The 25,081-nt window shown below is 55.3% G+C and carries 27 protein-coding genes and 1 tRNA gene; 14 read left to right on the forward strand and 14 right to left on the reverse strand.

The genetic code is table 11. The features are described from left to right. Positions 1-151: IS3 family transposase (locus C5F52_RS25590; RefSeq protein ID WP_146100162.1), on the forward strand; the 151-nt coding region annotated here is incomplete at its 5' end. A gap of 150 nt (positions 152-301) precedes the next feature. Here the strand turns inward: C5F52_RS25590 and C5F52_RS25595 are convergent. Together C5F52_RS25595 and C5F52_RS25600 are read right to left on the reverse strand one after the other, a co-directional pair. Continuing rightward, on the reverse strand, positions 302-1,105 hold the full coding sequence (locus tag C5F52_RS25595; protein WP_104801206.1) for a tetratricopeptide repeat protein: 804 nt from the start codon (positions 1,103-1,105) through the stop codon (positions 302-304). A gap of 2 nt (positions 1,106-1,107) precedes the next feature. Further along, positions 1,108-1,383, reverse strand: coding sequence for a hypothetical protein (locus C5F52_RS25600; RefSeq protein WP_146100163.1), 276 nt, complete (start codon positions 1,381-1,383; stop codon positions 1,108-1,110). 1,630 nt (positions 1,384-3,013) lie between these two features. On the opposite strand from C5F52_RS25600, the gene C5F52_RS25615 reads away from it, so the two are divergent. The 4 genes from C5F52_RS25615 (at position 3,014) to C5F52_RS25630 (ending at position 6,740) form a co-directional block, all read left to right on the forward strand. Then, a tRNA-Leu gene (locus tag C5F52_RS25615) sits at positions 3,014-3,098 on the forward strand. 145 nt (positions 3,099-3,243) lie between these two features. Next, entirely contained in the window at positions 3,244-4,479 is a 1,236-nt protein-coding gene (locus C5F52_RS25620; protein WP_146100164.1) for a hypothetical protein, read from the forward strand. 93 nt (positions 4,480-4,572) lie between these two features. After that, a complete protein-coding gene (locus C5F52_RS25625; RefSeq protein ID WP_104801210.1) occupies positions 4,573-5,694 on the forward strand; it encodes an NADH:flavin oxidoreductase/NADH oxidase in 1,122 nt (373 codons plus the stop codon). Between the two features lie 44 nt (positions 5,695-5,738). Beyond that, positions 5,739-6,740: a tripartite tricarboxylate transporter substrate binding protein gene (locus C5F52_RS25630; protein WP_104801211.1), complete on the forward strand. Its 1,002-nt coding sequence runs from the start codon at positions 5,739-5,741 to the stop codon at positions 6,738-6,740. Here the strand turns inward: C5F52_RS25630 and C5F52_RS25635 are convergent. Further along, entirely contained in the window at positions 6,732-7,646 is a 915-nt protein-coding gene (locus tag C5F52_RS25635; RefSeq protein ID WP_104801212.1) for an NAD-dependent epimerase/dehydratase family protein, read from the reverse strand. The two genes, C5F52_RS25630 and C5F52_RS25635, sit on opposite strands and share 9 nt — an antisense overlap. A gap of 34 nt (positions 7,647-7,680) precedes the next feature. Between C5F52_RS25635 and C5F52_RS25640 the strand changes: the two genes are divergently transcribed. The 4 genes from C5F52_RS25640 to C5F52_RS25655 are packed head-to-tail and all read left to right on the forward strand — an operon-like array spanning position 7,681 to position 10,731. Continuing rightward, positions 7,681-8,712 carry a CDP-6-deoxy-delta-3,4-glucoseen reductase gene (locus C5F52_RS25640; RefSeq protein ID WP_104801213.1) on the forward strand — a complete coding sequence of 344 codons (1,032 nt, stop codon included), beginning with the start codon at positions 7,681-7,683 and terminating at the stop codon, positions 8,710-8,712. A gap of 19 nt (positions 8,713-8,731) precedes the next feature. After that, positions 8,732-9,742: a tripartite tricarboxylate transporter substrate binding protein gene (locus C5F52_RS25645; protein WP_104801214.1), complete on the forward strand. Its 1,011-nt coding sequence runs from the start codon at positions 8,732-8,734 to the stop codon at positions 9,740-9,742. Positions 9,743-9,747: 5 nt separating this feature from the next. Continuing rightward, positions 9,748-10,524 (forward strand): DUF2189 domain-containing protein, encoded by a 777-nt coding sequence (locus C5F52_RS25650; protein WP_104801215.1) that lies wholly within the window; start codon positions 9,748-9,750, stop codon positions 10,522-10,524. A 6-nt stretch (positions 10,525-10,530) separates the two neighbouring features. Next, complete coding sequence (locus tag C5F52_RS25655) at positions 10,531-10,731, forward strand: DUF2788 domain-containing protein (protein WP_104801216.1); 201 nt, start codon at positions 10,531-10,533, stop codon at positions 10,729-10,731. A 19-nt stretch (positions 10,732-10,750) separates the two neighbouring features. Here C5F52_RS25655 and C5F52_RS25660 read toward each other — a convergent pair whose 3' ends face one another. From C5F52_RS25660 to C5F52_RS25695, 8 genes are read right to left on the reverse strand one after another with little or no spacing between them, the layout of a single operon-like run. Next, complete coding sequence (locus tag C5F52_RS25660) at positions 10,751-11,479, reverse strand: ABC transporter ATP-binding protein (protein ID WP_236658012.1); 729 nt, start codon at positions 11,477-11,479, stop codon at positions 10,751-10,753. A gap of 1 nt (position 11,480) precedes the next feature. Next, the gene (locus tag C5F52_RS25665) at positions 11,481-12,263 is read right to left on the reverse strand and encodes an ABC transporter ATP-binding protein (protein ID WP_104801218.1); all 783 of its coding nucleotides are present in this window, start codon (positions 12,261-12,263) and stop codon (positions 11,481-11,483) included. Next, positions 12,260-13,348 carry an ABC transporter ATP-binding protein gene (locus C5F52_RS25670; RefSeq protein WP_104801319.1) on the reverse strand — a complete coding sequence of 363 codons (1,089 nt, stop codon included), beginning with the start codon at positions 13,346-13,348 and terminating at the stop codon, positions 12,260-12,262. The genes C5F52_RS25665 and C5F52_RS25670 overlap by 4 nt, the downstream gene beginning before the upstream one ends. 5 nt (positions 13,349-13,353) lie before the next feature. Beyond that, the gene (locus tag C5F52_RS25675; RefSeq protein ID WP_104801219.1) at positions 13,354-14,283 is read right to left on the reverse strand and encodes a branched-chain amino acid ABC transporter permease; all 930 of its coding nucleotides are present in this window, start codon (positions 14,281-14,283) and stop codon (positions 13,354-13,356) included. A gap of 3 nt (positions 14,284-14,286) precedes the next feature. Then, entirely contained in the window at positions 14,287-15,576 is a 1,290-nt protein-coding gene (locus C5F52_RS25680) for a replication-associated recombination protein A (protein WP_104801220.1), read from the reverse strand. A gap of 50 nt (positions 15,577-15,626) precedes the next feature. After that, positions 15,627-16,148 (reverse strand): DNA-deoxyinosine glycosylase, encoded by a 522-nt coding sequence (locus C5F52_RS25685; protein ID WP_104801221.1) that lies wholly within the window; start codon positions 16,146-16,148, stop codon positions 15,627-15,629. 8 nt (positions 16,149-16,156) lie between these two features. Then, positions 16,157-16,837 carry an outer membrane lipoprotein chaperone LolA gene (gene lolA, locus C5F52_RS25690; protein ID WP_369954349.1) on the reverse strand — a complete coding sequence of 227 codons (681 nt, stop codon included), beginning with the start codon at positions 16,835-16,837 and terminating at the stop codon, positions 16,157-16,159. Positions 16,838-16,874: 37 nt separating this feature from the next. Beyond that, on the reverse strand, positions 16,875-19,226 hold the full coding sequence (locus tag C5F52_RS25695) for a DNA translocase FtsK (RefSeq protein WP_104801222.1): 2,352 nt from the start codon (positions 19,224-19,226) through the stop codon (positions 16,875-16,877). 102 nt (positions 19,227-19,328) lie between these two features. Between C5F52_RS25695 and trxB the strand changes: the two genes are divergently transcribed. The 3 genes from trxB (at position 19,329) to rpmG (ending at position 20,829) form a co-directional block, all read left to right on the forward strand. Further along, positions 19,329-20,285: a thioredoxin-disulfide reductase gene (trxB, locus tag C5F52_RS25700; protein ID WP_104801223.1), complete on the forward strand. Its 957-nt coding sequence runs from the start codon at positions 19,329-19,331 to the stop codon at positions 20,283-20,285. Between the two features lie 114 nt (positions 20,286-20,399). Next, positions 20,400-20,633: a 50S ribosomal protein L28 gene (rpmB, locus tag C5F52_RS25705; protein WP_100131507.1), complete on the forward strand. Its 234-nt coding sequence runs from the start codon at positions 20,400-20,402 to the stop codon at positions 20,631-20,633. Between the two features lie 25 nt (positions 20,634-20,658). Further along, entirely contained in the window at positions 20,659-20,829 is a 171-nt protein-coding gene (gene rpmG / locus C5F52_RS25710) for a 50S ribosomal protein L33 (RefSeq protein ID WP_100131508.1), read from the forward strand. Positions 20,830-20,891: 62 nt separating this feature from the next. Here the strand turns inward: rpmG and C5F52_RS25715 are convergent, their stop codons facing one another. Both C5F52_RS25715 and C5F52_RS25720 read right to left on the reverse strand, forming a co-directional pair. After that, positions 20,892-22,103, reverse strand: a complete 1,212-nt coding sequence (locus C5F52_RS25715) for an acyl-CoA desaturase (RefSeq protein ID WP_104801224.1) — start codon at positions 22,101-22,103, stop codon at positions 20,892-20,894. Between the two features lie 52 nt (positions 22,104-22,155). After that, complete coding sequence (locus tag C5F52_RS25720; RefSeq protein ID WP_104801225.1) at positions 22,156-23,490, reverse strand: RsmB/NOP family class I SAM-dependent RNA methyltransferase; 1,335 nt, start codon at positions 23,488-23,490, stop codon at positions 22,156-22,158. A gap of 20 nt (positions 23,491-23,510) precedes the next feature. Between C5F52_RS25720 and C5F52_RS25725 the strand changes: the two genes are divergently transcribed. Then, positions 23,511-23,747, forward strand: coding sequence for a DUF1653 domain-containing protein (locus C5F52_RS25725; RefSeq protein ID WP_104801226.1), 237 nt, complete (start codon positions 23,511-23,513; stop codon positions 23,745-23,747). Positions 23,748-23,792: 45 nt separating this feature from the next. Continuing rightward, positions 23,793-24,383, forward strand: coding sequence for a phosphoribosylglycinamide formyltransferase (gene purN, locus C5F52_RS25730; protein ID WP_104801227.1), 591 nt, complete (start codon positions 23,793-23,795; stop codon positions 24,381-24,383). A 134-nt stretch (positions 24,384-24,517) separates the two neighbouring features. Here the strand turns inward: purN and C5F52_RS25735 are convergent, their stop codons facing one another. Then, on the reverse strand, positions 24,518-25,075 hold the full coding sequence (locus C5F52_RS25735; protein WP_104801228.1) for an HNH endonuclease: 558 nt from the start codon (positions 25,073-25,075) through the stop codon (positions 24,518-24,520). Between the last annotated feature and the right edge of the window lie 6 nt (positions 25,076-25,081).

Below are 25,081 nucleotides of genomic sequence, written 5' to 3' on the forward strand. Positions count from 1 at the left end.
AGCCGAGTATTTTCATCTTGCACCACCAAATAGCGTTGATGAACTTGAAGCTGGCGTGCATGATTACGTCCGCTACTACAACCATGAGCGCATCAAGCTCAGATTGAAAGGACTCAGCCCGGTGGAGTACCGGCTGAGAAGGACCGCTTAGTTGGCGGAAGCGCAACCGTCCAAGTCTTGGGGGTCAGTTCAAACACGGGGCGATTCAGAGTTTGACCTGAGTCTGCCCTAGCGCCAGCACCCCGATAGACGCAGAGGGCTATGGCCTTGCTGGATTCACAGTAAAACCTACCGGCATCTCTCATAAATCGCATTTCTTGTAGTCACTAGTCGCACATTCATTAGCCATTCGTTGGGCTTCCATTACTTGCGCTGAAGTTAGCTTTTTAGCAGCGAGCGCCCTTGCTTCCACGCTCTCAGCATTTCCTTTAATGGCTGCCAAGTTAAACCACATGTGTGCCTTCAAGTAATTTCGCGTAATACCATTTCCTTGGTAATAAAGGATACCCAAGTTGAACTGCGCATCAGAGTTGCCTTGCTGAGCCGAAAGTTGATACCACTTTAATTCTCTTGAGTAGTCTTGGACTAGACCATGTCCGAGTCCATACATTCTCCCTAGGTTGAATTGAGCGTAATCATGCCCTTGTTCCGCCGCAAGTTGATACCATTTGATTGCCTCAGCATAATTTTGCAATACCCCATATCCGTTATCGTATGAAACACCTAAGTTGAATTGTGCGTTAGCATTTCCCTGCTGCGCAGCCAATTGATACCAATTGATTGCTTCCGAATGGTCCTGCACTACTCCATATCCGTATGCGTACATAGTCCCGAGAACATCTTGTGCAGACGCACTGTTTAGCGCTACTGCAAGATGAATCCATTTAAGCGATTCGGCATAGTCTTGCTTCGTACATTTACCAGAGCCGTACATAATACCTAGATTCACTTGGGCATCTATATTGTTTTGAATTGCCGCTTGTCGGAATTTCATAAGGGCCTCAGCGCAATTTCCACGTTTGTAAGCAGCAGAGGCATCCTCGAAATCGTTGGCAAAACTATTAATGCACAGTGTGATGAACCAAATTTTTAACAGCCATTTCATAGTTAATACCTGTTTTCAACTTTTACACCGTAACCTAGCAAAACAAATCTTGAATACTGTTCTGAACATGTACTTTTTGCGAGTTTTGTGGCTTCTTGCTTATTCGATATTACGACATCCCACAACGCTTGTACTTTAAAGGAGAATGAATTAGGGATACATAAAAAGATTATCTTGGAACTGTCTTGCGCCTCATACTGATCGAAAACACTAAGATTTCCTGCTGCGGATATTTTTTTCACATAGTTGTACCTATTATTTTTAGGCAAATCATCCATTACGTCTGCTAATACAAAAGACGAACTAGTTAGCAAAAGAATTGACAAAATAAAACGCATTACAGACTCGTATTTGTTCAAGTGAATTCTCACTACTATACTCATATTGAGTGTTAAATGCAAGGTGTTGTATTGCTGCAAGATCTAAGAAATAAGTAAAGCTCTCTAACTCAACACTCATTGGCCAAAGTACCAAATCGCACAGATCGCTGCGGCAAGCCCTTCTCTTCCCGATCCAAAACGCACAGCGTAATTTAGTGTGTGCAGTTGGGCGACCTGAGCCAGAGTAAATGGGCGGGACTTTGGTTAGGGGCTGTAGTGTCGTGTTGCACGACAGCAGCTAACTCTCATTTTAGAGTTACAAAAAGCAAAACGCACGATGGATTAGATCGTGCGTCTTCAAGCACAGGTTGAATTTATGCTTGGGCTAATTGAACAGCTGTCACATATGTCAATTCACAGAACGGCTTGCGTAATGCTTTTTTACACTGGGGGTTTTATTGATGTAACTGTTCAACCCTCGCCCAGCTGTGGCTAACTCCTTCATTTTGAGCAAGTTAGTTAGACCAATACTCTGCTGGGTGTATGTGTAAGTCGCCCGATCATTGAACTTGACAACAATTTGGTTATCACCGAGTTCATATGAGTGCACACCAGAATCGCGATTCAAGTTTCTATATAGCTCCATTGCCATTTTTATTCCTTTCAGGGTTAGCGTTTGCTGTTTGGGGTCGTCTTAATCGGTACCCAGCCATGTCCTGGCTTGGTAGTCGGTGGCAGCGGCTTACCGTCAGCTACGGTTGCAAAGTTTGGCTGCTTGCCTCCCTTTGGACCTACTTGTTGAAATATGCCGCCACTGTTGCCAGTGGACGAGCCGGGTTTGTGAGTTGCCATGGTTTTTCTCCAAATGTTGGCGTGTTAACCCGGTCATTGAATACCCTGAAAAATGGCGTAAGCGATGTCGTATAGACTTCACAGCACCAACTCCGAAACGAGAGGGCGACAGGTGACCGGTAAAAAAGTTTCCTGTCAAAGGCTGCATTGGGCTCTGAACCCCTTTGTGGCCTTTTTCTTTTTAACGCTCGTTGTAAGCGAACGTTAAGGTGACACTATATCTGGTGTTGAAAACAAGCTCAATACGCTACCGGCAGTGTTTTGGTAGGAAATACTTACTTTTCGAATTTCACTTAAAGAGCATTCGCAAATGCGTATTTTTTGAGCCTATTTGAAGACTAGTAATGGCGGCGAGTTGAATTCAAAATCCAGCTTTGACGCCATCTTTCAAGTAGTTTGAACCGCAAATGCTGGTGGCTCTTGAGCGTGAAATTGCGATGCACAAACTGTGTGCAGTAATAAAAAATTTTCAGCAATTAAAGAAAACGTCAACGATAGTGCCGCTGTTGCACATGTTCAATGCCAATCGAGTTGTTATTGCAGTTGTCGCGAGCGTAAAAACCTGCACAAGTTCTAGTAACTCGTGCCGATACAACAGACAAGCAAAATCTCCCAACTGTCCGACCTCTGCCCAACCCATCCTCACAGCCACCCGTCCACCACCATGACACAAGTTTTCTCACCGCAAGCTCGAACGATGGGAAATCTGTGTCATAATATTGCTCTTCTCTCCCGTGCCCGGGTGGTGAAATTGGTAGACGCAGGGGACTCAAAATCCCCCGCCGCGAGGCGTGCCGGTTCGATTCCGGCCCCGGGCACCATCGGTATCCTTTACCGTCCTGACTCGATAGCGACGCCTTCAAATTTATGAATGACGACGACTTTTCCAACATAGTCAGAAGTGGTGCTGAGCATCATGTCTCTGTTTCCGAGCACACCGGAAACGCCAAAACCCCAAAAAACATCGTGGTTTCTCATGAAGAAGAGACCGAAGCTCGCAAGCGCGCATTTGAAGAAAAAGCGCTTGCCGCTTTAGATGCTGAAAAAGCCCTTGCGGCAGCACTGGCAGAACACACAGAGCATATTGCAACTGACGACGGCGCTGCAGACGCCAACATCCAAAAAGTTGCAGCCAGTCAAGGCGCTGCTAACGTACAAAACGTCACCACCGACAAAATTCAAGACAACATTCAATCGGTTGGCAACGTCAAAGGAATCGCACCTAATGTGCAAAGTGTCTCATCAGACGCGATCGCGGCCAACCTGCAAAGCGTTGGCGGCAGCAATATCGCGGCCAACAAGCAAAACATCGCGGGTGAGAAAGCAATTGAGGCGAATCGCCAAGGCATCCCCACAGATGCCATTACCTCCAATGTGCAGAACATCCCTGTAGGGAACATCGTCGCCAACGTACAAGACATCGGCAACCAATCATTGGCTGCCAATAACCAGGCTATTGCGCAAGACGCGCCGGGGCTCAACCGCCAAGGCATCGCCAACGACCCAGCCGCCGCCGCTAATTTGCAAGCCATCCCCAAAGACGATGTGGCAGCCAATCGCCAATCGCTAGGCCAAGATGGCAACGCCAAAAGCCAACAGGGCATCGCGACAGATGCCACAGGCGCCAATGAACAAAAATTGGCTAACTTGGGTGGGCAAAACAACCAGCAAACGCTCAATCAAGACAGCTTCGCCAACAACCAACAAACCATTCCACAAGGCCCAGGCATAGCGCCCAATAACCAGCCCATCGCAACAGATGCTGCTTCGCTCAATCGCCAAGCCGCACCTCAAGATGGACCAGCGGGTATCAATCGTCAAGGCGTGGACAACAGCAAGATTGAGTCGCACTTCGAGCAACTCCCATCAGGTGAGGTTGAGCGTAAAAAAGTAGACTTTCCCACCGGCATGCAAAGCGGCAGCACTTCTGGTGCCCCAGCAAGCTCAGCCACATCAAGCGCCACCAAGCCCAGCACCCCTGCGGTGGCACCACATGCGCCATTGACGGCAGCGGAACAACAGCGACTGGCCAAGCTCAAACGCGAGCAGATGAACGACGCGTTTCATGGCCGTCTTGCAGGCATCAAACACAACGTAGAGGCCCTCAACGGGCGTTTGACGGATTTCGAAGAAAAAGTGCACAAAGAGGATGGCAAACTTGAAAAAGGCAATCCGGAAGATTTCGACATCGATCTCGACTAACGCCTTGTCACGCATATGCCAGCGTGCACGCTGAACTCTGATTAGGATCCATGCCTGCCTCATCCGCAGGCATTTTTGTTTCTGGAGCGCACCTTGAGTCACCTCTTTTCTGAATTCACCCTCACCTCGCCACGCGGCCCGCTCACCTTGGCCAACCGCGCCATCGTGGCCCCCATGTGCCAATACTCGGCAGACAACGGCCAAGCTACCGACTGGCACTTGGCGCATTGGACCAATCTGCTCAACAGCGGGGCAGCCATGTTCATCATTGAGGCCACAGCTGTGGTGCCCGAAGGCCGCATCACACCCTTGTGCTTAGGGCTTTGGGACGATGTCACTGCTGTTGCCCTGCAAGACAAACTGCATCGCGCACGCAAGCTTGCACCTAACGTGCCGGTGTGCATCCAGCTCGCGCACGCAGGCCGCAAGGCATCAAGCGCCGCGCCTTGGCAAGGCGGCCAGTTGTTAACGCCTGCACAAGGCGGCTGGGCCACAGAAGCGCCCTCTGCTATTCCTCACTTAGCGCAAGAAACTGCCCCACACGAGCTAGACGCTCAAGGACTAGAACGCATCAAACAAGCATTTGCCAAAGCCGCCCAACGCGCCGAAGCCATGGGCATTGACGCCATCGAGTTGCACGGCGCGCACGGCTATTTGTTGCACCAGTTCTTGTCGCCCATCGCCAACCATCGCACCGATGCCTACGGCGGAAACTTTGACAACCGCACGCGCTTTCCCATGGAAGTGTTTGAAGCGGTACGCGCCGTGTTCAAAGGCTCGCTGGGCATGCGCATCTCGGCCTCCGATTGGGTGGACAACGGCTGGACGCCTGAAGAAACGGCCGACTTCTCCTTGCGGCTGAAGCTTGCAGGCGCCGACTTTGTGCACATCTCCTCAGGTGGCGTCGCCGCCCAACAAAAGATTGCCTTGGGGCCAGACTACCAAGTGCCCTTCGCCAAATTGGTGAAACAAAAAACAAACATGCCCACCATCACCGTAGGCCTCATCACCGAACCACAGCAAGCCGAAGACATCTTGGTGCGCGGCGATGCTGATTTGATCGCCTTGGCTCGCGCCTTCCTCTACAAGCCCCGTTGGGTTTGGGAAGCTGCTGCGGCTTTGAACGGCAAAGTGCAAGCCAGCCCACAGTACTGGCGCTGCATGCCGCGTGAAGCGCAAGGCATTTTTGAGTCAGTGCACATGGGCCAGCGCTAAACGCAACCCATCACGGTCACGATAAAAAACAAACAGGAGACAACATGAAACACCTCACACGTCGCAGCCTTCATGCAAGCCTAGTGGCCACTGCGCTCATCAGCACGGGTGCGTTCTTAGCGCCCATCGCCGCACACGCTCAAGCAGACACGTACCCCAGCAAACCCATCACCTTGGTGGTGCCCAATCCACCCGGCGGTTTGGTGGACACCTCGGCCCGTTTGGTAAGCGAGCCTTTGGCCCGCCTCACAGGCCAATCGGTGGTGGTGGACAACAAGCCAGGCGGCAGTGGCAACTTGGCCTATGCCAACGTGGCACGCAGCGCCAAAGACGGCTATACCGTGTTGGTGTCGTACTCGGGTTATCACATTGCCAACCCCATCTTGATGGACAAGCTGCCGTGGGAGTTGAAAGACCTCACACCTGTGGGCCTCATCACCGTGGCCACCAACGTTATTGCGGTTCACCCTTCTGTTCCAGCCAACAACTTGAAAGAGTTCATCGCGTGGGCCAAACAAAATCCCGGCAAGATCAACTACGCCTCGCAAGGCAATGGCTCGGTATCGCACATCGGCACAGAAATTTTCAAGCAGCAAACCGGTATTGAAATGACGCATGTGCCCTACAAGGGTTCGGGCCAAGCCATTCAAGACGTGCTGGCAGGTCAAGTGCAGGTGTTCATTACCACGCCACCGTCTGTGATGGGCCATGTGCTCAACGGCAAACTCAAAGCGTTGGCGGTGACGGGCAAAACACGCCACCCACAACTGCCGCAAGTGCCCACCGCCTCAGAAGCAGGCTTGAGTGGCTTTGAATTGGAATCATGGGTGGCCTTGTACGTGGCCAGCGGCACACCCAAAGACGTGGTGCAAAAGCTCTCAGCTGATGTGAAGCGAAGCATGGAACAACCAGAAACCAAGCAACGCGCCGATGCTGCGGGCGTTGAAGTGCGCTACCTCACACCCGAGAACACCACCAAACTGCTAGAGCGCGACACCGCCAGCTGGGCCAAGGCCATCAAGGCGGGCAACATCAAGTCAGACTAAGCCGTCTTTGACGTCTGCATAGCGCAGCTGCAAACGCAGCTCGCGCTTCATGCGCGTGTTCACCATGCGGCGTGACTCGCTCATGAAACTGAGCTGCATAGCAGGCAGCTCGGTTTGCGCTTGGGCGCGGCTGATGCGTGGTGGCTTGGCCAGGTCATACAAGCCAGCCGCCATGTCAAAGTAATCGCCCATCAACATCTGACTGTCGTCGTTCACGTTGTACACGCGTTGCGGCTGGCCGCGCCAAAGAGCCATTTGACACGCACGCGCTAAATCGTCCGCATGGATGTGGTTGGTGAACACATCGTCAGCCTGCGCCAGCACAGGCGTGCCACGCAACAGGCGTTCACGCGGCGTGCCGCCTTCTCGGTCTGGTGCATAGATGCCGGGGATGCGCAGCACACTCACCCGTATCGCGCTAGAGCGCAAACGGCCCATATGACGCACACGCGCTTCGGCATCCACACGGCGCTGGGCTCTGGGAGTGATGGGGTTCACCATGCGGCTTTCATTCACCCACGCGCCGGCGCAATCGCCATACACGCCGCTGGTCGATCCGTACACCACGCTAAGCGGTGCGCTGCGGCGCATCAGCATTCGTGTCAGCGCCAAAGTGCGGGGGTCTGCGCTGCCCTGCAAGGGCGGCGGGGCCAAGTGCAACACACGCGTGGCCCAGCCTGCCAATCGCTGAAGCGAGGCAGGCACATCCAAATTACCCACGATTGGTGTCACGCCTTGGGCCCGCAAGGCCGCCACACGATCAGGGCTAGAGGTCAGCGCTGCCACCCGCACATGGCGCTGTACGCGCACCACGCGCTGGCCCACATCACCGCAGCCGATGATGAGCAAACGCTCGCGTTTGAAGCGAGAAGGCAAAGCGCCAAGGGGGGATTGATTGGAAGGCAAAATACACCCTATAAAAGTTCAAGGATACCCAAAGATGAGTTTCAACATCACGGTCCAACCCAGCGGCCGCGCATTCACCGCCACTTCTGATGAAACCTTGCTGGCCGCCGGCCTGCTCCAAGGCATTGGCCTGCCCTACGGCTGCAAAGACGGCGCTTGCGGCTCATGCAAGTGCAAAAAGATTTCAGGCGAAGTGACCCACGGCAAACACCAAGAAAAAGCCCTCAGCCCTGAAGAAGCGGCCAACGGCTTTGTGCTCACCTGCTGTGCCACTGCGCACAGCGATGTGGTGCTCGAGTCGCGCCAAGTGGTGGAAGAAGGCGCCTTCCCCATCAAGAAAATGCCCGTGCGTGTGGTCTCGCTGGAGAAAGCCTCACACGACGTGATGATCGTCAAGCTGCAACTGCCAGCCACTGACCCGATGAAATTCCATGCAGGTCAGTACGTGGACTTTCTGTTGCGTGACGGCGACCGCCGCAGCTACTCGATGGCCAATGCACCGCACACCTTTGTTGAAGGCTCTCCAGCGATTGAGCTTCACATCCGTCACATGCCCGGTGGCAAATTCACCGACCACGTGTTTGGCGCGATGAAAGAAAAAGAAATCCAACGCATCGAAGGCCCACAAGGTAGCTTCTTCTTGCGTGAAGACTCTGACAAGCCGTTGGTATTCTTAGCCTCCGGCACAGGCTTTGCGCCTATCAAGGCCATCTTGGAACACATGCAGCACAAAGGCATCACACGCCCTGTCAGTCTGTACTGGGGTGGCCGCCGCCCTGCCGACTTGTACATGCACGACTGGGTGCAAGCGCAAGTCGCTGCCATGCCCAACCTCACCTACGTCCCCGTGGTGTCTGACGCTTTGCCAGAAGACCACTGGACAGGCCGCACAGGTTTTGTACACGCTGCCGTGTTGCAAGACCACGCCGATCTCAGCGGCCATCAGGTGTACGCTTGTGGTGCGCCCATCGTGGTGGACTCAGCCCGCGCAGCCTATACACAAGCAGGTTTGCCGACGGACGAGTTCTATGCCGACTCATTCACCTCAGCGGCTGACAAAGCCTAAACACGAGAAAACCATGACTATGCAAAACCCTCACACATCCCCACGCCGCCAACTGCTTCGTCTCTTGCCTGCCTTGTTGAGTTTGAGTGCAGGGCTTTGCATGTCAAGCGCACATGCGCAAAACTTTCCCAACAAACAAATACGTTGGATCGTGGTCGCCCCCGCAGGTTCGTCGCTTGACGTCATTGCGCGCGCCATGCAAGACAAGCTCAAAGACAACTTGGGTCAAACCGTGGTCATTGAAAACAAACCACAAGCAGGCGGCACCTTGGGCACCAACGAAGTGGCCAAGTCAGCCCCCGATGGCCACACCTGGGTCATGTCGTACAACGGCCCTTTGTCGTTTGCGCCGCATCTGTACCCCAAGCTGCCTTATCAACCGCTGAAAGATTTGCAGCCGGTGATGACCACCACATCACAACCGAACGTGATTGCGGTCAACGCCCAGCTGCCTGTGAGCAATATGCGCGAAACCATTGCGCTGATGAAAACATCGCCAGGCAAATACAACTTTGCATCGGTGGGCAACGGCAGCTCGTCACATTTGACGATGGAGTACATCAAGGTCGTGACCAACACCTATGCGGTACACATCCCCTTCAATGGCAGCCCACCTGCTGTCATGGCCACCATGTCAGGTGAAACACAGTTCATGGCCTCGGTACCCACCGTGATTGCGCCGCAAGTCAAGCAAGGTCGTTTGAAATATTTGGCCGTCACCAGCGCACAACGCTACCCCTTGCTGCCAGACGTCCCCACCGTGGCTGAAAGCGGCGTGCCTGAACTCAAAGGCTTCGAAGCTTTGGCATGGAACGGTGTATTGGTAGCCGCAGGCACACCACGCGATGTGGTGGACCGCATCAACAGCGCACTGAACTCAGCCATCCACGATGCCTCCGTGAAAGAACGACTCAAAGCTGCTGGCCTTGAGCCTGTGGGCGGCACACCTGAGCAATTTGGCAAATTGATTCACGACGAGTCCGTCAAGTGGGCTCCCATCATCAAGCGCTCTGGCGCGCGCATAGACTAAACCCCATGCACCTCATCACCCCACACCCCGATCTGGAAGCCAAAGACATTGAAATGTTCAGGCCCATGCACTGGCTCGCGCTGGCATGGAAAGACATGGAACGCTGCCCCACAGCAGGTGTGACACATGGGTTGATCCTCGCCGTGATCAGTGGGGGTTTGTTTTGGTTTGCACGCCACGAGTTTTGGTGGATCGCAGCCATGCTGTCCGTCAGCATGATCGTGGCGCCCTTACTGGCCATGGGGCTGTACGACATCAGCCGCCGCTTAGAGCGCAACGAAGAAGCCACCTTGGCAGATGCGTTTCGCATTTGGACTTGCGGCGACAAACGTTTGATTCAATTCGGTTTGTTGCTGGCTTTGTCGAGCGCTGGTTGGTTGATTTGCTCAGCTGCTTTGATTCACTGGATGCTACCGGCCAGCGTCCACACACCCACCGACTTCATTCGCTTGGTGGTGTTGCAACCGAACTTTGGTTTGTTTGAGATTTGGGTGCTGATGAGCGCCCTGATTGCAGCCCCCATGTTTGCTTCTACCCTGGTGACCATCCCTTTGCTGATGGACCACCCCACACTCACCGTGCAACAAGCCGTGCTGACGAGTTGGCGCGTGGTGGCTTTGAACCCATTCGCCATGGCGTGTTGGGCTGGCATTTTGTGTTTGTTTACAGCGCTGGGCATTGGCTCAGCCTTTTTAGGCTTGCTCGGTGTGGTGCCCATGTTGGGACACGCCAGCTGGCACGCGTACCGGGACCTGGTTGCTTACGACGCTTCGGCCCACTGAGTTTTTATGACAGAAGAACAATTCGCCCAATTCGGGCTGACCTTTGGCGTGGGCGGCTTCATGCTGTACATGCTGTTCATTATTTTTCAGCTCGCACGTGAATCCAAAGCTGGCAAGTTCGGCACCTTTGTGTTGTTCTTGGTGCTGGCCTTTGGCATGCTGGGCTTTGTGGCCAAGCAAGTGTTGATTTGGATGATGGAGGGCTAAGCCCCTCATACGCAAAGACTTATTCGCCCAAATACGCTTCGCGCACTTTGGGGTCGTGCAGCATCTCATGCGCATCACCACTCAAGGTGATCAAGCCCGACTCCATCACATAGCCACGGTCGGCAATTTGCAGGGCACGGCTGGCGTTTTGCTCCACCAACAAAATCGTCACGCCTTGGGCTGACACCTCTTGAATCACTTCAAAGATCTTGTCCACCATGATGGGTGACAAGCCCATCGAAGGCTCATCGAGCAACAGCACTTTGGGGCGACTCATCAACGCACGGCCCATGGCCAACATTTGTTGCTCACCACCCGACATCGTGCCCGCCAATTGGTCGCGACGTTCTTTGAGGCGTGGAAAGGTGCTGAACACACGTTCGATGTCATCAGCAATGGCAGCGTTGTCATCGCGGATGTACGCACCCATTTGCAGGTTCTCAACAATGGTCATGCGAGTGAACACACCGCGGCCTTCCGGGACCATCGCTAGGCCTTGTTGCACCAAGTCCCAAGGACCTTGGCCGTCGATGGTTTTGCCCGCCAACTCAATGTGACCACCCCCCAAAGGCAGCAGCCCTGTGATGGCTTTCATGGTGGTGGTTTTACCTGCGCCGTTAGAGCCGATGAGCGAGACCAACTCGCCTTCGCGCACCTCTAAGCTCACGCCTTTGACGGCTTGAATGCCGCCGTAGCCGACCTTCACATCGCTGACTTTCAGCAACACAGTTGCGTTGTCGTGTTTCATCTCAATGCCCCTCATGCTCTGATTGCGTGCCTAGATAGGCTTCAATCACTTGCGGGTTGCGCTGCACCTCAGCAGGTGTGCCTTGGGCAATGACCTTGCCGTAGTCGAGCACGGTCACACGGTCGCACAGGCCCATGACCAACTTCACATCGTGCTCAATCAACAACACGGTGCGGTGGTCGCGGCGAATTTTGTCGATCAGCTCGCGCAGCTGCACTTTTTCGGTGGCGTTCATGCCAGCGGCAGGCTCGTCGAGGGCAATGAGTTGCGGATCGGTCGCCAAAGCACGGGCAATTTCCAAGCGGCGTTGATCGCCGTAGCTCAGCGTGCGTGCTTTGTAATCGGCCAAGCTGGCAATGCCAACATAGTCCAGCAGCTCGCGGGCGCGTTGCTCAATCGCCAGCTCTTCCGCTTTGAATTTGGCGGTTCTGAAAATTGCGCCTAGCAAGCCAGAACTGGTGCGCACATGGCGGCCCACCATCACATTTTCTAACGCGGTCATCTCAGCAAACAAACGGATGTTTTGAAACGTGCGTGCAATGCCCGCCTGCGCCACCAAATGCACCTCGGTCGGTTCATACGGTTTGCCAGCCAACTCAAATCTGCCGCTATCGGGCGTGTACAAGCCTGTGATGACGTTAAAGAAAGTGGTCTTGCCAGCACCATTGGGGCCGATCAGGCCATAGACCTGCCCGCGTTCAATTTGCATGCGCACATCGGTCAAGGCCTGCAAACCACCAAAGCGTTTGGAGATACCCGAGACATTCAACACGAGGTCGCTCATCGCGCACCTCCTTGTGGGTTGAGGTTCTTGCCATGTTCAGGTGTGGGCCACAAACCGCGTGGCCGCCACAACATGATGGTGACCATGGCCAAGGCAATCAACAACTGGCGCAAGATGGCAGCGTCTAAGCGGCCATCGGTCATGGCTTGCAAAGGGCCTGCCACATAGCGCAGCACCTCGGGCAAAGCTGCCAACAACACCGCGCCCAAGATGACGCCAGGCAAATGGCCCAAGCCGCCCAGCACCACCATCGCCACAATCATCACCGACTCCATCAGGCTGAACGACTCGGGTGATACAAAGCCTTGGAATGCGGCAAACATCGCACCTGAAACGCCACCAAACGAAGCGCCCATGCCAAAAGCCATGAGCTTTAAATTACGCGTGTTCAAGCCCATGGCCTTGGCGGCAATTTCGTCTTCACGAATCGCCATCCATGCGCGGCCAATGCGCGAATACTCCAAGCGATGACACACCACCACACTCACCACCACCAGCGTGAGGAACAGGTAGTAATACAGCGTGACCGAAGGCAACTCGATGAAGCCCAAATCCAAACGCTTGGACAGCGGGTAGCCAAACACGCTCACCGCATCAATCTGCCCCAAGCCCTTGGGGCCATTGGTGATGTTGACAGGGTGATCAAGGTTGTTCAAAAACACGCGAATGATTTCGCCAAAGCCCAAGGTGACGATGGCCAAGTAGTCACCACGCAGCTTCAAGGTGGGCGCGCCCAACAGCACGCCAAACAAACCAGCCAAACCTGCTGCCAACGGCAACACCAGCCAAAGGCTCAGATGCAAACCATCGGGAAACATCACCGCAATCCACGGAAACACTTCAGTCAAATGCGGCGAAGCCAACAGGCCAAACAAATACGCGCCCACGGCAAAGAACGCCACATAGCCCAAGTCAAGCAGACCTGCATAGCCCACCACAATGTTCAAGCCAAGCGCCAGCAATACATACAACAGCGACATGTCGGCAATGCGCACCCAGGCATTGCCAAAGCTTTGCAGCACCAGCGGCAACACCAGCAGCACAGCGGCCATGAGCCAACGGTTAGAAAAGAGTTTGTGTGTCATGGTGATCAAGCCCTGTCTGCCACGCGTTCACCCAGCAGGCCTGAAGGACGCAGCGTGAGCGTGACGATCAGCACCACAAACGCCAAGATGTCGGTGTAGTGGCTGCCCAGCACACCGCCGGTCAGCTCACCCAAGTAACCTGAACCAATCGACTCAATCAGGCCCAGCAGCAAACCGCCCAACACTGCACCGCCTAAGTTACCAATACCGCCAAACACCGCTGCTGTAAACGCTTTGAGGCCAGGTAAGAAACCCATGGCGTGATGCGCCGTGCCGTAGTTCATGGCCCACATCACACCGGCAATGGTGGCCAACACCGCGCCGATGATGAAGGTGGCAGAAATCACCACATCCGGCTTGACGCCCATGAGGCTGGCAACGCGTGGGTTCTCAGCGGTGGCGCGCATGGCGCGGCCTAACTTGGTGCGATTGACCAGCCACGACAACACGGCCAAGGCCACGACGGTCAGGCCCAAGATCATCAACTGCGTGGGCGTGATCACAGCCTCGCCAATTTCAAACGGCGTGGTGGGCAAGAGCGTGGGGAAGGGTTTGTAGTTGGGCTTCCACACAATCATGGCCAGCGTTTGCAACAAGATGGACATGCCAATCGCGGTGATGAGCGGGGCCAGCTTGGGCGCATTGCGCAACGGGCGGTACGCAATTTTTTCAATCGCGTAGTTCAATGCGGCCGCGGCGATAGACGCCACCACCATCGAAATCAGCAACAACACCCAACCCGGTGTGTCGGGCATGAGGGGTTGCAAAAGACCGATGACCGACCAGCTGCACAAAGCACCCACCATCAACACCTCGCCATGCGCGAAGTTGATGAGGTTGATGATGCCGTAGACCATGGTGTAACCCAAGGCCACCAGCGCGTACATGCTGCCGAGCACCAAGCCGTTGATGACTTGTTGAAGCAAGACGTCCATTTGTTATTTACCTGCTTGTTTGTTTTTGTCGCGCAAGTGGCGCAATTTGTCGGCTATTTTAATCTCTAAACCGCGCTCCACAGGGCGGTAGAAGCCCGTATTTTCCAGACCTTCGGGCATGTAGTTTTCACCTGCGGCAAAACCGTCTTCTTCGTCGTGGGCATAGCGGTAGCCCTTGCCCCAGTCCATGTCTTTCATCATTTTGGTGGGGGCGTTGCGCAAGTGCATGGGCACGGGGCGCGTGCCGTCTTTTTTGATGAGCGCTTTGGCTTCGTTGTAGGCCTTGTACACCGCGTTCGACTTAGGCGCCACGGCCAAATACACCACGCATTCAGCCAGCGCCAGCTCGCCTTCGGGTGAGCCCAAACGTTCGTACACCTCAGCTGCATCCAGCGCCAAACGCAAGGCGCGCGGGTCGGCCAAACCAATGTCTTCGGCAGCCATGCGAATCAAACGACGCGCCATGTATTTGGGCTCGGCCCCACCATCGAGCATGCGCACCAACCAATACAAAGCCGCATCAGGGTCTGAGCCGCGCACCGATTTGTGCAGCGCGCTGATGGTGTCGTAAAACTGTTCGCCACCTTTGTCATAGCGACGCATACGCTCGCCCAACACGCGCATGAGCCATGCATCGTTGATTTCTTCTAACTTCTCACGATTGGCCGCCACCGATAAGGTCTCAAGCGTGTTGAGCAATCGGCGGGCATCGCCGTCGGCATAGGCAATCAGGCGTTCAAGCGCTGCATCTTCTAAGGCTGGCACTGCACCAATGGCTTGTGCTTTGGCAATGATTTGCGTCAGGTCGTCCACACTGAGCGACTGCAGCACATACACCGCCGCACGTGACAGCAAAGCCGAGTTCACCTCGAACGACGGGTTCTCGGTGGTCGCGCCAATGAAAGTGAAAAGCCCTGACTCCACATGCGGCAAGAACGCATCTTGCTGGCTCTTATTAAAGCGGTGCACCTCGTCCACAAACATGATGGTGCGTTTGGGGTCGAGCGAATCGCGGGCGGCGATGGCTTGCTCGACCGACTCTCGAATTTCTTTCACACCGCCCAGCACAGCGCTGATGGACAGAAACTGCGCATCAAACGCATCGGCCATCAAACGGGCGATGGTGGTTTTGCCCACGCCGGGTGGCCCCCACAAAATGCAGCTGTGCGGCTGGCCCGATTCAAACGCCACCCGCAACGCCATGCCCTCACCCAGCAAATGCTGCTGACCAATGACGTCGCCCAGCGTGCGTGGACGCAAGCGTTCGGCGAGGGGAATGTGGGTGGAGGACACGCTTAAAAAGGCTTTGATTTGTACAGGCTCAGAGTGTAGCGAAGGGCTTGCTACGAAGGCAGCAAACCCGCCGCCTGAAACACCTCACGCCAAGCCTCTAACTTGCGTGCAAACGTCCAACTCGCATTCGCGGGACTGGTTGACGGCAAACGATGCACAGGCAAGCACAAAGCGCGGGTGAGCTTGGCGTGTTTGAAGCTTTCGCCGCCGTTGTGTGCAATCGCCACGAGCGCCGGGCAACGTGTGCGCAGGCTTTGCAAATCGTTGGGTTGTGCGTTGTGAATGTTGGTGTCTAGGCTGCCCTCGCGCTCGCAGGCGGCGTACACATCCCACAAGCCCACACCTTGGCTGAGCAACCACTGCGCACGTTCGGCATAGGGCATGACCAAGACCTCTGCCACATGGGGCGACAACAGCGTGCCCATGATTTTCCAAAACTGATTTTGCGGATGGCCGTAATACTGCTGCGCGCGCAGCGAGGCCACACCAGGAAAGCTGCCCAACACGACCAAGCGTGTGTTGACATCCAGCAAAGGCGGCAAGCCTTGCAACACGAGCGTGGCCTGTGTCATGTCGACGCTTAAGGGCGGATGACGCTCACGCCTTTGGGGACTGCAAAGTTGAACTGCGCTGCACCCAAGCTGGCAGGGTTGACCTCGAAGCGTTCAAAACTGAGCACCGAGCGTTGGCCCATGGCGTCAAAAATTTCGATCTTCCCGAGGCTCACTTGCGCACCCTCGGCACGCAAGCCTATGCGCACCGATTGGATGGTGCTCTCGCGGTTTTTGGGCGTGGCTTGCACCCACTGCAAACCATCGGTATCCGTTTGCGCTTCTAAGCTGAACTCTTTTTGCAAGGTGCTCAAATCCACGGCCGTCGCGACCAAAGCAGCAGGCGTGCTGCCTAAGGCGTGCGCTTGTTTACGTGCGGTCACTTGCTCTAGGTCGGCGTCGTACAACCACAGGGTTTGGCCATCGGCCACGATGACTTGGGGAAACGGTTTGACGTAATCAAAACGAAAACGTGTGGGGCGCACAAATGAAAACTGACCCGTTGATGTTTTGCTGCGCACCGTGGTTTGCCCAGCTTTGGCAGGCGGCGTGACCACTTGCGTGAATTCAGCGCGGCCACTTTTGGTGGACTTCAAAAACGTTTCAAGTGTGTCAAGGCTACTCGCATAGGCAACGCTTGCGCTAAACGCGCAGATAGCCAGGGCTGCACCACCATGACGCATGATGCGTTTTGAAAAAGCTAAATTCATTTTTATTCCACTCATCGTCTGAGCCCGTGAATGAAGCTCATTCATCCCGCTTAGGCACCAAAATTTCGCGTTGACCATTGCTGCTCATGGCGCTTACCATGCCGGCCTTCTCCATGTCTTCCACCAAACGTGCGGCGCGGTTGTAGCCAATCTTCAAGTGGCGTTGCACCAGCGAGATGCTGGCCTTGCGGTTCTTCAACACCACCTCAACCGCTTGGTCATACATCGGGTCTTTTTCGGCCGACACTTCACCAAACAAATCGGGACCTGATGGGTTGCCATCACCATCGACTGTGCCGCCTTCGAGCACACCCTCGATGTAGTCGGGTTCGCCTTGACTCTTCAAGTAGTTGACCACGCGGTGCACTTCTTCGTCACTCACAAACGCGCCATGCACACGCACGGGGAAGCCTGTACCACTGGCCATGTACAACATGTCACCCATGCCCAATAGTGCTTCAGCGCCCATTTGGTCGAGGATGGTGCGGCTGTCAATTTTGGAGCCCACAGAGAACGCGATACGCGTGGGGATGTTTGCTTTGATCAGACCGGTAATCACGTCCACGCTGGGACGTTGTGTAGCCAAAATCAAATGAATACCGGCAGCACGCGCCTTTTGGGCGAGACGTGCAATCAGCTCTTCAATCTTCTTGCCCACCACCATCATCAAGTCGGCCAACTCATCAATCACCACCACGATGTGTGGCAGGCGTTGCAATGGCTCAGGTTGCTCGGGTGTCAAGCTGAAGGGGTTGTAAATGAACTCTTCACGCGCAGCGGCTTCGTCAATCTTGGCGTTGTAACCCGCGAGGTTACGAACGCCCAATTTACTCATGAGCTTGTAGCGTTTTTCCATTTCGCCCACGCACCAGTTCAGGCCGTGTGCAGCTTGGCGCATGTCGGTCACTACGGGGGCTAGCAAGTGCGGAATGCCTTCGTAAACCGACATTTCCAACATCTTGGGATCAATCATCAGCAAGCGCACATCGCGGGCTTCGGCCTTGTAGAGCAAGGACAAAATCATGGCGTTGATACCCACCGATTTGCCTGAGCCCGTGGTACCCGCCACCAAGACGTGAGGCATTTTGGCCAAGTCGGCGACGATGGGGTTGCCCACAATGTCTTTACCCAAGCCCATGGTGAGCATGGACTTAGATTCGTTGTACACGTCCGAGCCCAAAATTTCACTCAAGCGAATGGACTGGCGTTTGGCGTTAGGCAATTCCAACGCCATGTAGTTTTTGCCAGGAATGGTTTCGACCACGCGAATAGAAACCAAAGACAAAGAACGCGCCAAGTCTTTGGCGAGGTTCAACACTTGCGAGCCTTTCACACCTGTCGCGGGTTCAATCTCGTAGCGGGTAATCACAGGGCCGGGCGATGCTGCCACCACACGCACTTCCACGCCAAAGTCTTTGAGTTTTTTCTCAATCATTCGGCTGGTCATTTCCAGCGTTTCGGGGGCCACGGTGTCTTGGCGAATCAGTGGGTCGTCCAACAAGTCGACCTGCGGCAAACGCGAATCGGTGGCGGCATCGGTGAACAAGGTCTTTTGACGCTCCTTGGCAACGCGGGCGCTCTTGGGCACTTCGATGATTTCAGGCTCGATGTGCACGGTGATGGGCGGATGCTCTTTGATTTCCACACGCTCTTCAAACACCACTTCTTCACGTTCTCGTGCAGCGACCAGACCGTAGGCCACGTCTTCTTCGCGCTCGCGACGCTCGCGCCATGTTTCGTACCAACCGTCTAGCAAAGCGCCAATATTTTCAGCAGTTTGCCCCCATGAGAAGCGAAACACCCACGACGCACCGACCACGCCAAAGACAATGAAAATCAAACCCGAGCCGTTAAAGCCCAACCAGTTCAAACTGGATGGCCCCACCAAGTAACCCAACACGCCGCCGCTGCTGTGGCCGGGCAAGCGGTCTTCAAAGCGATACATGCGCGTCCACTCAAGACCGGCACTGGAAATCAACAGCAAGGCCAAGCCCATCCAAAACGCAAAACGCGTGTAGCGCCAGCCGGTGTGCTCAGGGGCGGGCTCGTCTTCGTCGCGCAAGCGGTTGGCCAAAGCGGACAGCCAAGCCACCAAAGCAGCGGCGTAGCACCACCACACCGAATAGCCGAGCAAGAAAAAGCTCAGGTCGCCAAACAAAGCGCCCACACGGCCGCCAAAGTTGTGCACCATGCTGCCTGCACCCGACGTGGTCCAAGCAGGGTCTAGCGGTGAATGGGTGAGCAGCGCCAGCAACCAAAAGGTCATGAGCACGAAGCCAGCCGTCAGCGCAATTTCTTGGGCAAAGCGGCGAAAACCTGTGGGCTTGTGGTCCGCATCGGCACTCGAGGCGCGCGGGTCATTCTTTAATGTATTGAGCGAATAAGTCATGTCTAGAGGCAGAGCTTACCCGAGAGGCAACCTTGACTTCTCAGGGATAAAGCGAGGTTCTTACAATCTTGTCTTTATTGTCACTTCGATTGCGTCCCTCAGATGTCTACCACCCAACACGCCCAAGTTTTGATTCTCGGCTCCGGCCCTGCTGGCTACACCGCCGCTGTTTATGCAGCCCGCGCCAATTTGAAGCCCCTGTTGATCACCGGCATGGCCCAAGGCGGCCAATTGATGACCACCACCGAAGTGGACAACTGGCCAGCCGACGTGAACGGCGTGCAAGGCCCAGAGCTGATGCAACGCTTTCAGCAACACGCGGAGCGCTTCAACACCCAAATCGTGTTTGACCACATCAACAAGGTCGACTTCTCCAAGCGCCCCTTCACCTTGACCGGCGACAGCGGCACTTACACCTGCGACAGTCTCATCATTTGTACCGGCGCTTCTGCCAAGTACTTGGGCCTGCCTTCGGAAGAAACCTTCATGGGCCGCGGCGTGTCTGGTTGCGCTACATGTGACGGTTTTTTCTACCGCGACCAAGTGGTCAGCGTGGTCGGCGGCGGCAACACCGCTGTGGAAGAGGCCCTGTACCTCTCCAACATTGCTTCTAAAGTGCACTTGGTGCACCGCCGTGACACCTTCAAGGCCGAAGCCATCATGATCGACAAGCTCATGGAAAAGGTCGCCGCAGGCAAGATCGTGTTGGAGACCAACAGCACCTTGGACGAAGTGCTAGGTGACGCCTCAGGCGTAACCGGCATCCGTTTGAAGAGCACCGCAGACGGCAGCACCCGCGACATCGCCACCCAAGGCTGCTTCATTGCTATTGGCCACTCACCCAATACCGGCATTTTTGAAGGCCAACTGGCCATGAAAAACGGCTATTTGCTGACCAAGAGCGGCTCTGAGGGCTTTGCCACTATGACCAGCGTGCCCGGCGTCTTTGCCGCGGGCGACGTGCAAGACAACATCTACCGCCAAGCCATCACCAGCGCCGGCACGGGCTGTATGGCCGCCTTGGACGCCCAACGCTTCTTGGAGCAAGGCGCCCACTAAAACGCGCTACAATCTCAGGCTTTGCTGAATTCAGCGAAGAGATGGGTTACCGCCACCCTTTTTGGCGAGGTGAGGCGCTCGTGGGAACGACCGCCGTTGATATGGAGTGTCCACATGGCACGCGTATGTGAAGTAACGGGCAAAGGCCCAATGTCTGGGAACAATGTTTCCCACGCAAACAACAAGACAAAACGCCGTTTTTTGCCTAACCTGCAATACCGCCGTTTCTGGGTAGAGACTGAAAACCGTTGGGTTCGCTTGCGCGTTTCTAGCGCAGCTCTGCGTTTGATCGACAAAAACGGCATCGACGCCGTGTTGGCTGACTTGCGTTCGCGCGGTCAAGCTTAATTCCAGTTACTGAAAGGACACGATCATGGCATCCAAAGGCGGACGCGAAAAAATCAAGCTGGAATCGACAGCCGGCACAGGTCACTTCTACACGACCAGCAAAAACAAGAAAACAATGCCCGAGAAAATGTTGATCATGAAATTTGATCCCAAAGCTCGCAAGCACGTTGAATACAAGGAAACCAAACTGAAGTAATTCAGATTGGCCCAATAAAAAACCCGCCTAGGCGGGTTTTTTATTGTCTGTGCGTTGTGTGTTTACACGCGTGCAGCACGCAAGTGCATCGAGAACTCTTGCAAGGCAGCAATACCACTGGCCTCGGCGCGTTTGCACCAAGCTTGCAGGTCAAGCGCCAACTGCGCACGGTTGTGGTTGGTGTTGAGCCACAACTGGCGCAGCTCTTCACGCATCTTCACCATCGTGTCCACATCAGGCAAAGCTGCGCGGGCTAAGGCCAATTGGGCCACCACTGCTGCAGGCACCTTCTCGGCATCGCGGTGCATCCAACGCTTGGCAGCAGCCAACACTGAATCAGCAGGCAAAGTGGACATGCTGGACAGCTCTTGGTTCATGGCCAAGCGCAGCTGACGGGCGTAATTGGCCATCACTTCGTAGCGGTTGGCAATGACGGCTTCCAAGGTCTTTTCGTCGGCCACTGGCTTGATGTCGCCAAAGGCGAGCTTTGGTGGTGTCTTCTTAACAGTCGCCAAACCCACAGTTTCCAAGATGCGGATGTACAACCAGCCCAAGTCGAACTCATAGGGCTTGACCGACAACTTGGCCGATGTGGGATAAGTGTGGTGGTTGTTGTGCAACTCTTCGCCACCAATGAGGATGCCCCAAGGCGAAATGTTGGTGCTGGCGTCTGGCGCCTCAAAGTTGCGGTAGCCCCAGTAGTGAGCTGCACCGTTGATGATGCCGGCGGCTGTGACGGGAATCCACATCATCTGCACGGCCCACACGGTCAGGCCCAAAGCGCCGAACAACGCCAAGTTGATGACGAGCATCAATGACACACCCAGCACTGAATGCGGGGTGTAGACATTGCGCTCAATCCAATCGTTGGGTGTGCCGTGGCCAAAGCGCTCGAGGGTTTCAAGGTTTTCGGCTTCTTTGCGGTACAGCTCAGCGCCTGTGAACAACACGGTTTTGATGCCGTGCACGTGAGGGCTATGTGGGTCTTCCGCTTGCTCGCACTTGGCGTGGTGCTTGCGGTGAATGGAGGTCCACTCTTTGGTCACTTGGGCCGTGGTGAGCCACAACCAGAAACGGAAGAAGTGAGACGCAATCGGATGCAAATCCAAAGCGCGGTGTGCTGAGTGGCGGTGCAAATAGATGGTCACGCTGGCAATGGTGATGTGCGTGAGCACCATCGTGACGATGAAAACTTGCCAGCCAGAAAAATGCAGCAAGCCGTAGCTCAGCCAGTTCAACGTGGCGTCAAGCCAAGCCCAATTGGGTAACAACATGTAATGTCTTTCAACGTGTAGAGATCAACTGTCAATTTTAAGGTTTTGGGCCTTATTTAGCTACCCAAACCGCAGCAAAAAACCCGTCTGTCGCATGTATATGGGGCCAAAGGCGCAAATACAAACCGTCTGTCGTACACAAAGAGGCCGCATTGGCTACTTTTAGCTCTGTCAGAGTGTCGGCTGCTGACAACGGCACAAAGTTGGGGTGAGCTGCACTGAAGGCTTTGGCGATAGCCTCGTTCTCTTCGGGCAACACGCTACACGTGGCGTACACCAAGCGGCCACCCGACTTCACCAAACGCGCAGCGCTGGCCAAGATGGAGGTTTGCTTGACCGTCAACTCTTCAACGGCCTTGGGTGACTGACGCCATTTCAGGTCAGGGTTGCGGCGCAAGGTGCCTAGGCCCGAGCAAGGTGCATCCACCAACACGCGGTCAATCTTGCCGCTTAGGCGCTTCACACGCTCGTCACGCTCGTGCGCAATGGCGGAGGGGTGAACGTTTGACAACTTGCTGCGTGCCAAGCGGGGCTTGAGCGATTCCAAGCGATGACCAGAGGTGTCAAACGCATACAAGCGGCCAGTGCTGCGCATGGACGCGCCGATGGCAAGCGTCTTGCCGCCTGCGCCTGCGCAAAAGTCCACCACCATCTCGCCACGCTTGGCGTCGAGCAACAGGGCCAACAGCTGTGAGCCTTCGTCTTGCACTTCAATCGCGCCACGCGCAAACGCGTCTAGGCCAGACAAGGCGGGTTTGCCTTCGATGCGCAAACCCCAAGGCGAGAACGGTGTGTCCACAGCCTTGATGCCCGCGAGCTTCAACTCGTGCTGCACATCGGCACGTTTGTCGGTGAAGGTGTTCACGCGCAAGTCCAGCGGTGCGCCGCCGTTGAGGCGTTCGACCAAAGGCCAAAAGCCCTCGCCCACTTGGGCCTTGAGTGGCTCTACCAACCACTCGGGCATGTTGTGGCGATGACGTTCCATCAGGTCGGTGGGGTTCACCGCTTCGCAGGCTTCGAGCCATGCGGCTTCTTGTTTGTTCAACGCGCTGAACAAAAAGTCGAGCGGGCTGTTGTTGGCGTGCTTGGCGCTCTTGGGCGCATTATTGGCAGGCGCTTGGTCTTTCAAGTGCTGTGCAAAGCCAAGGATGGCCAAGCGGCGCTCTTTGGGGCCAGAGCCCGAAGGGGCAAAGTGGTCGTAACGCAGCTTGTTGCGCAACACGTTGTAGGTGGTTTCGGCCAAGGCCGCACGCTCGCGCGGGCCGAAGGCATAGGTTTTACGGTAGTCACGGAAAAACTTAGACACCACCGCATCAGCAGGGTGGTCAAACTTCAAAGTGAGGCGAACAAGCTCAGTACAAGCTTCGAGGAGGGCTTTTGGATGCATAGGGTGTATTGTCCCATCCTATGAACGACCAAGACCTCCCCCCAATGCAAGAAACTCCCATCGGCCTCTACCGCCACTACAAAGGCGGCCAATACGAGGTGATTGGCACCGTGCGCCACAGCGAAACGCTAGAACCCATGACCCTCTACCGCGCCCTCTACGGCGCACACGGCCTGTGGGTGCGCCCTGCTGCCATGTTTAACGAACAGGTGCTGATTGACGGCGTGATGCAGCCGCGCTTCGTCAAAACCAACTAAGCCTTGTATGCAGCGGTGTTACACACCCCGCGATAATTCGCGGCAATGAAAAACATCGTCATCTTGATCTCTGGCGGCGGCTCCAACATGGCCGCCATCGTGCGCACCGCGCAAGCCCAAAACTGGGCCAAGCAATTCAACGCACGGGTGAGTGCCGTCATCAGCAACAAAGCCGACGCCAAAGGCTTGGCCTTTGCCAAAGAACACGGTATTGCCACATCCGTCATCGACCACAAAGCCTTCGCCGACCAGCCCCAACCCCGCGAAGCCTTTGACGCCGCCTTGATGACCGAGATCGACAAACACCAGCCCCACCTTGTTGTGCTGGCTGGCTTCATGCGCATCCTCACGCCAGGTTTTGTGGCGCACTACGAAGGCCGACTGCTCAACATCCATCCCTCGCTCCTGCCCGCCTTCCCTGGCCTGCACACGCACGAGCGCGCCATCGAAGCCGGCTGCAAATTTGCCGGAGCCACCGTACACCGCGTCACCGCCGAGCTAGACCACGGCCCCATCCTCGCGCAGGCGATAGTGCCCGTGCTGCCCGACGACACGGCAGACACATTGGCTGCGCGGGTGCTGACGCAGGAGCATTTGATTTATCCGAAGGCGGTAGCGGAACTACTGGCGGATTAACGTAGACAGAGTGAGGAAGTTCGCAGCTGAGAGGGGGATGGGCAGCTGACGATTTCTGGTACTCCAGCATGAGGAAGCTGCCCATCCCCCTCTCAGCGGAGCAACAGCCCACTCGCCGGAACGAACGCAACAAATCAAACCAAGAGCCGAGAACTCTTAGGCACATGCGCCATCAAAAACTCCATCTGATCCGCCAAGATACGGCGGTTGCGCAAGATGAAGTCCTCCCACAACGATGGCTCATAAGGTGTGTACAGCAGCGGCATACGCGCTTGCTCTGGCGTGCGGTTACCTTTGCGATGGTTGCACGATTTACACGCCGTCACCACATTCATCCACACATTGGGGCCGCCTTGGCCCACGGGGCGAATGTGTTCGCGGGTGAGTTCTGACTCGTGAAAGTGGTCGCCGCAGTAGGCGCAAACGTTGCGGTCGCGGCTAAAAAGCTTGTCGTTGGTCAGACCCGATTTCAAATCAAACGGGTTGATATTGGGCACACCTTTCGTGCCGATGATGCTGTTGACCGTGATGATGGACTGCTGGCCCGTGATGGCATTGGTGCCGCCATGAAACACCGCCACCTCGCCGCCAGATTCCCAGCGCACTTCGTCGGCCGCGTAGTGGAGGACCGCTTCTTCCAGCGATATCCATGACTGCGGTAGCCCTTGGGCAGACAGTTTCAAGACCTTCACACCTCA

It is taken from the genome of Limnohabitans sp. TS-CS-82 (genome assembly GCF_002943475.1).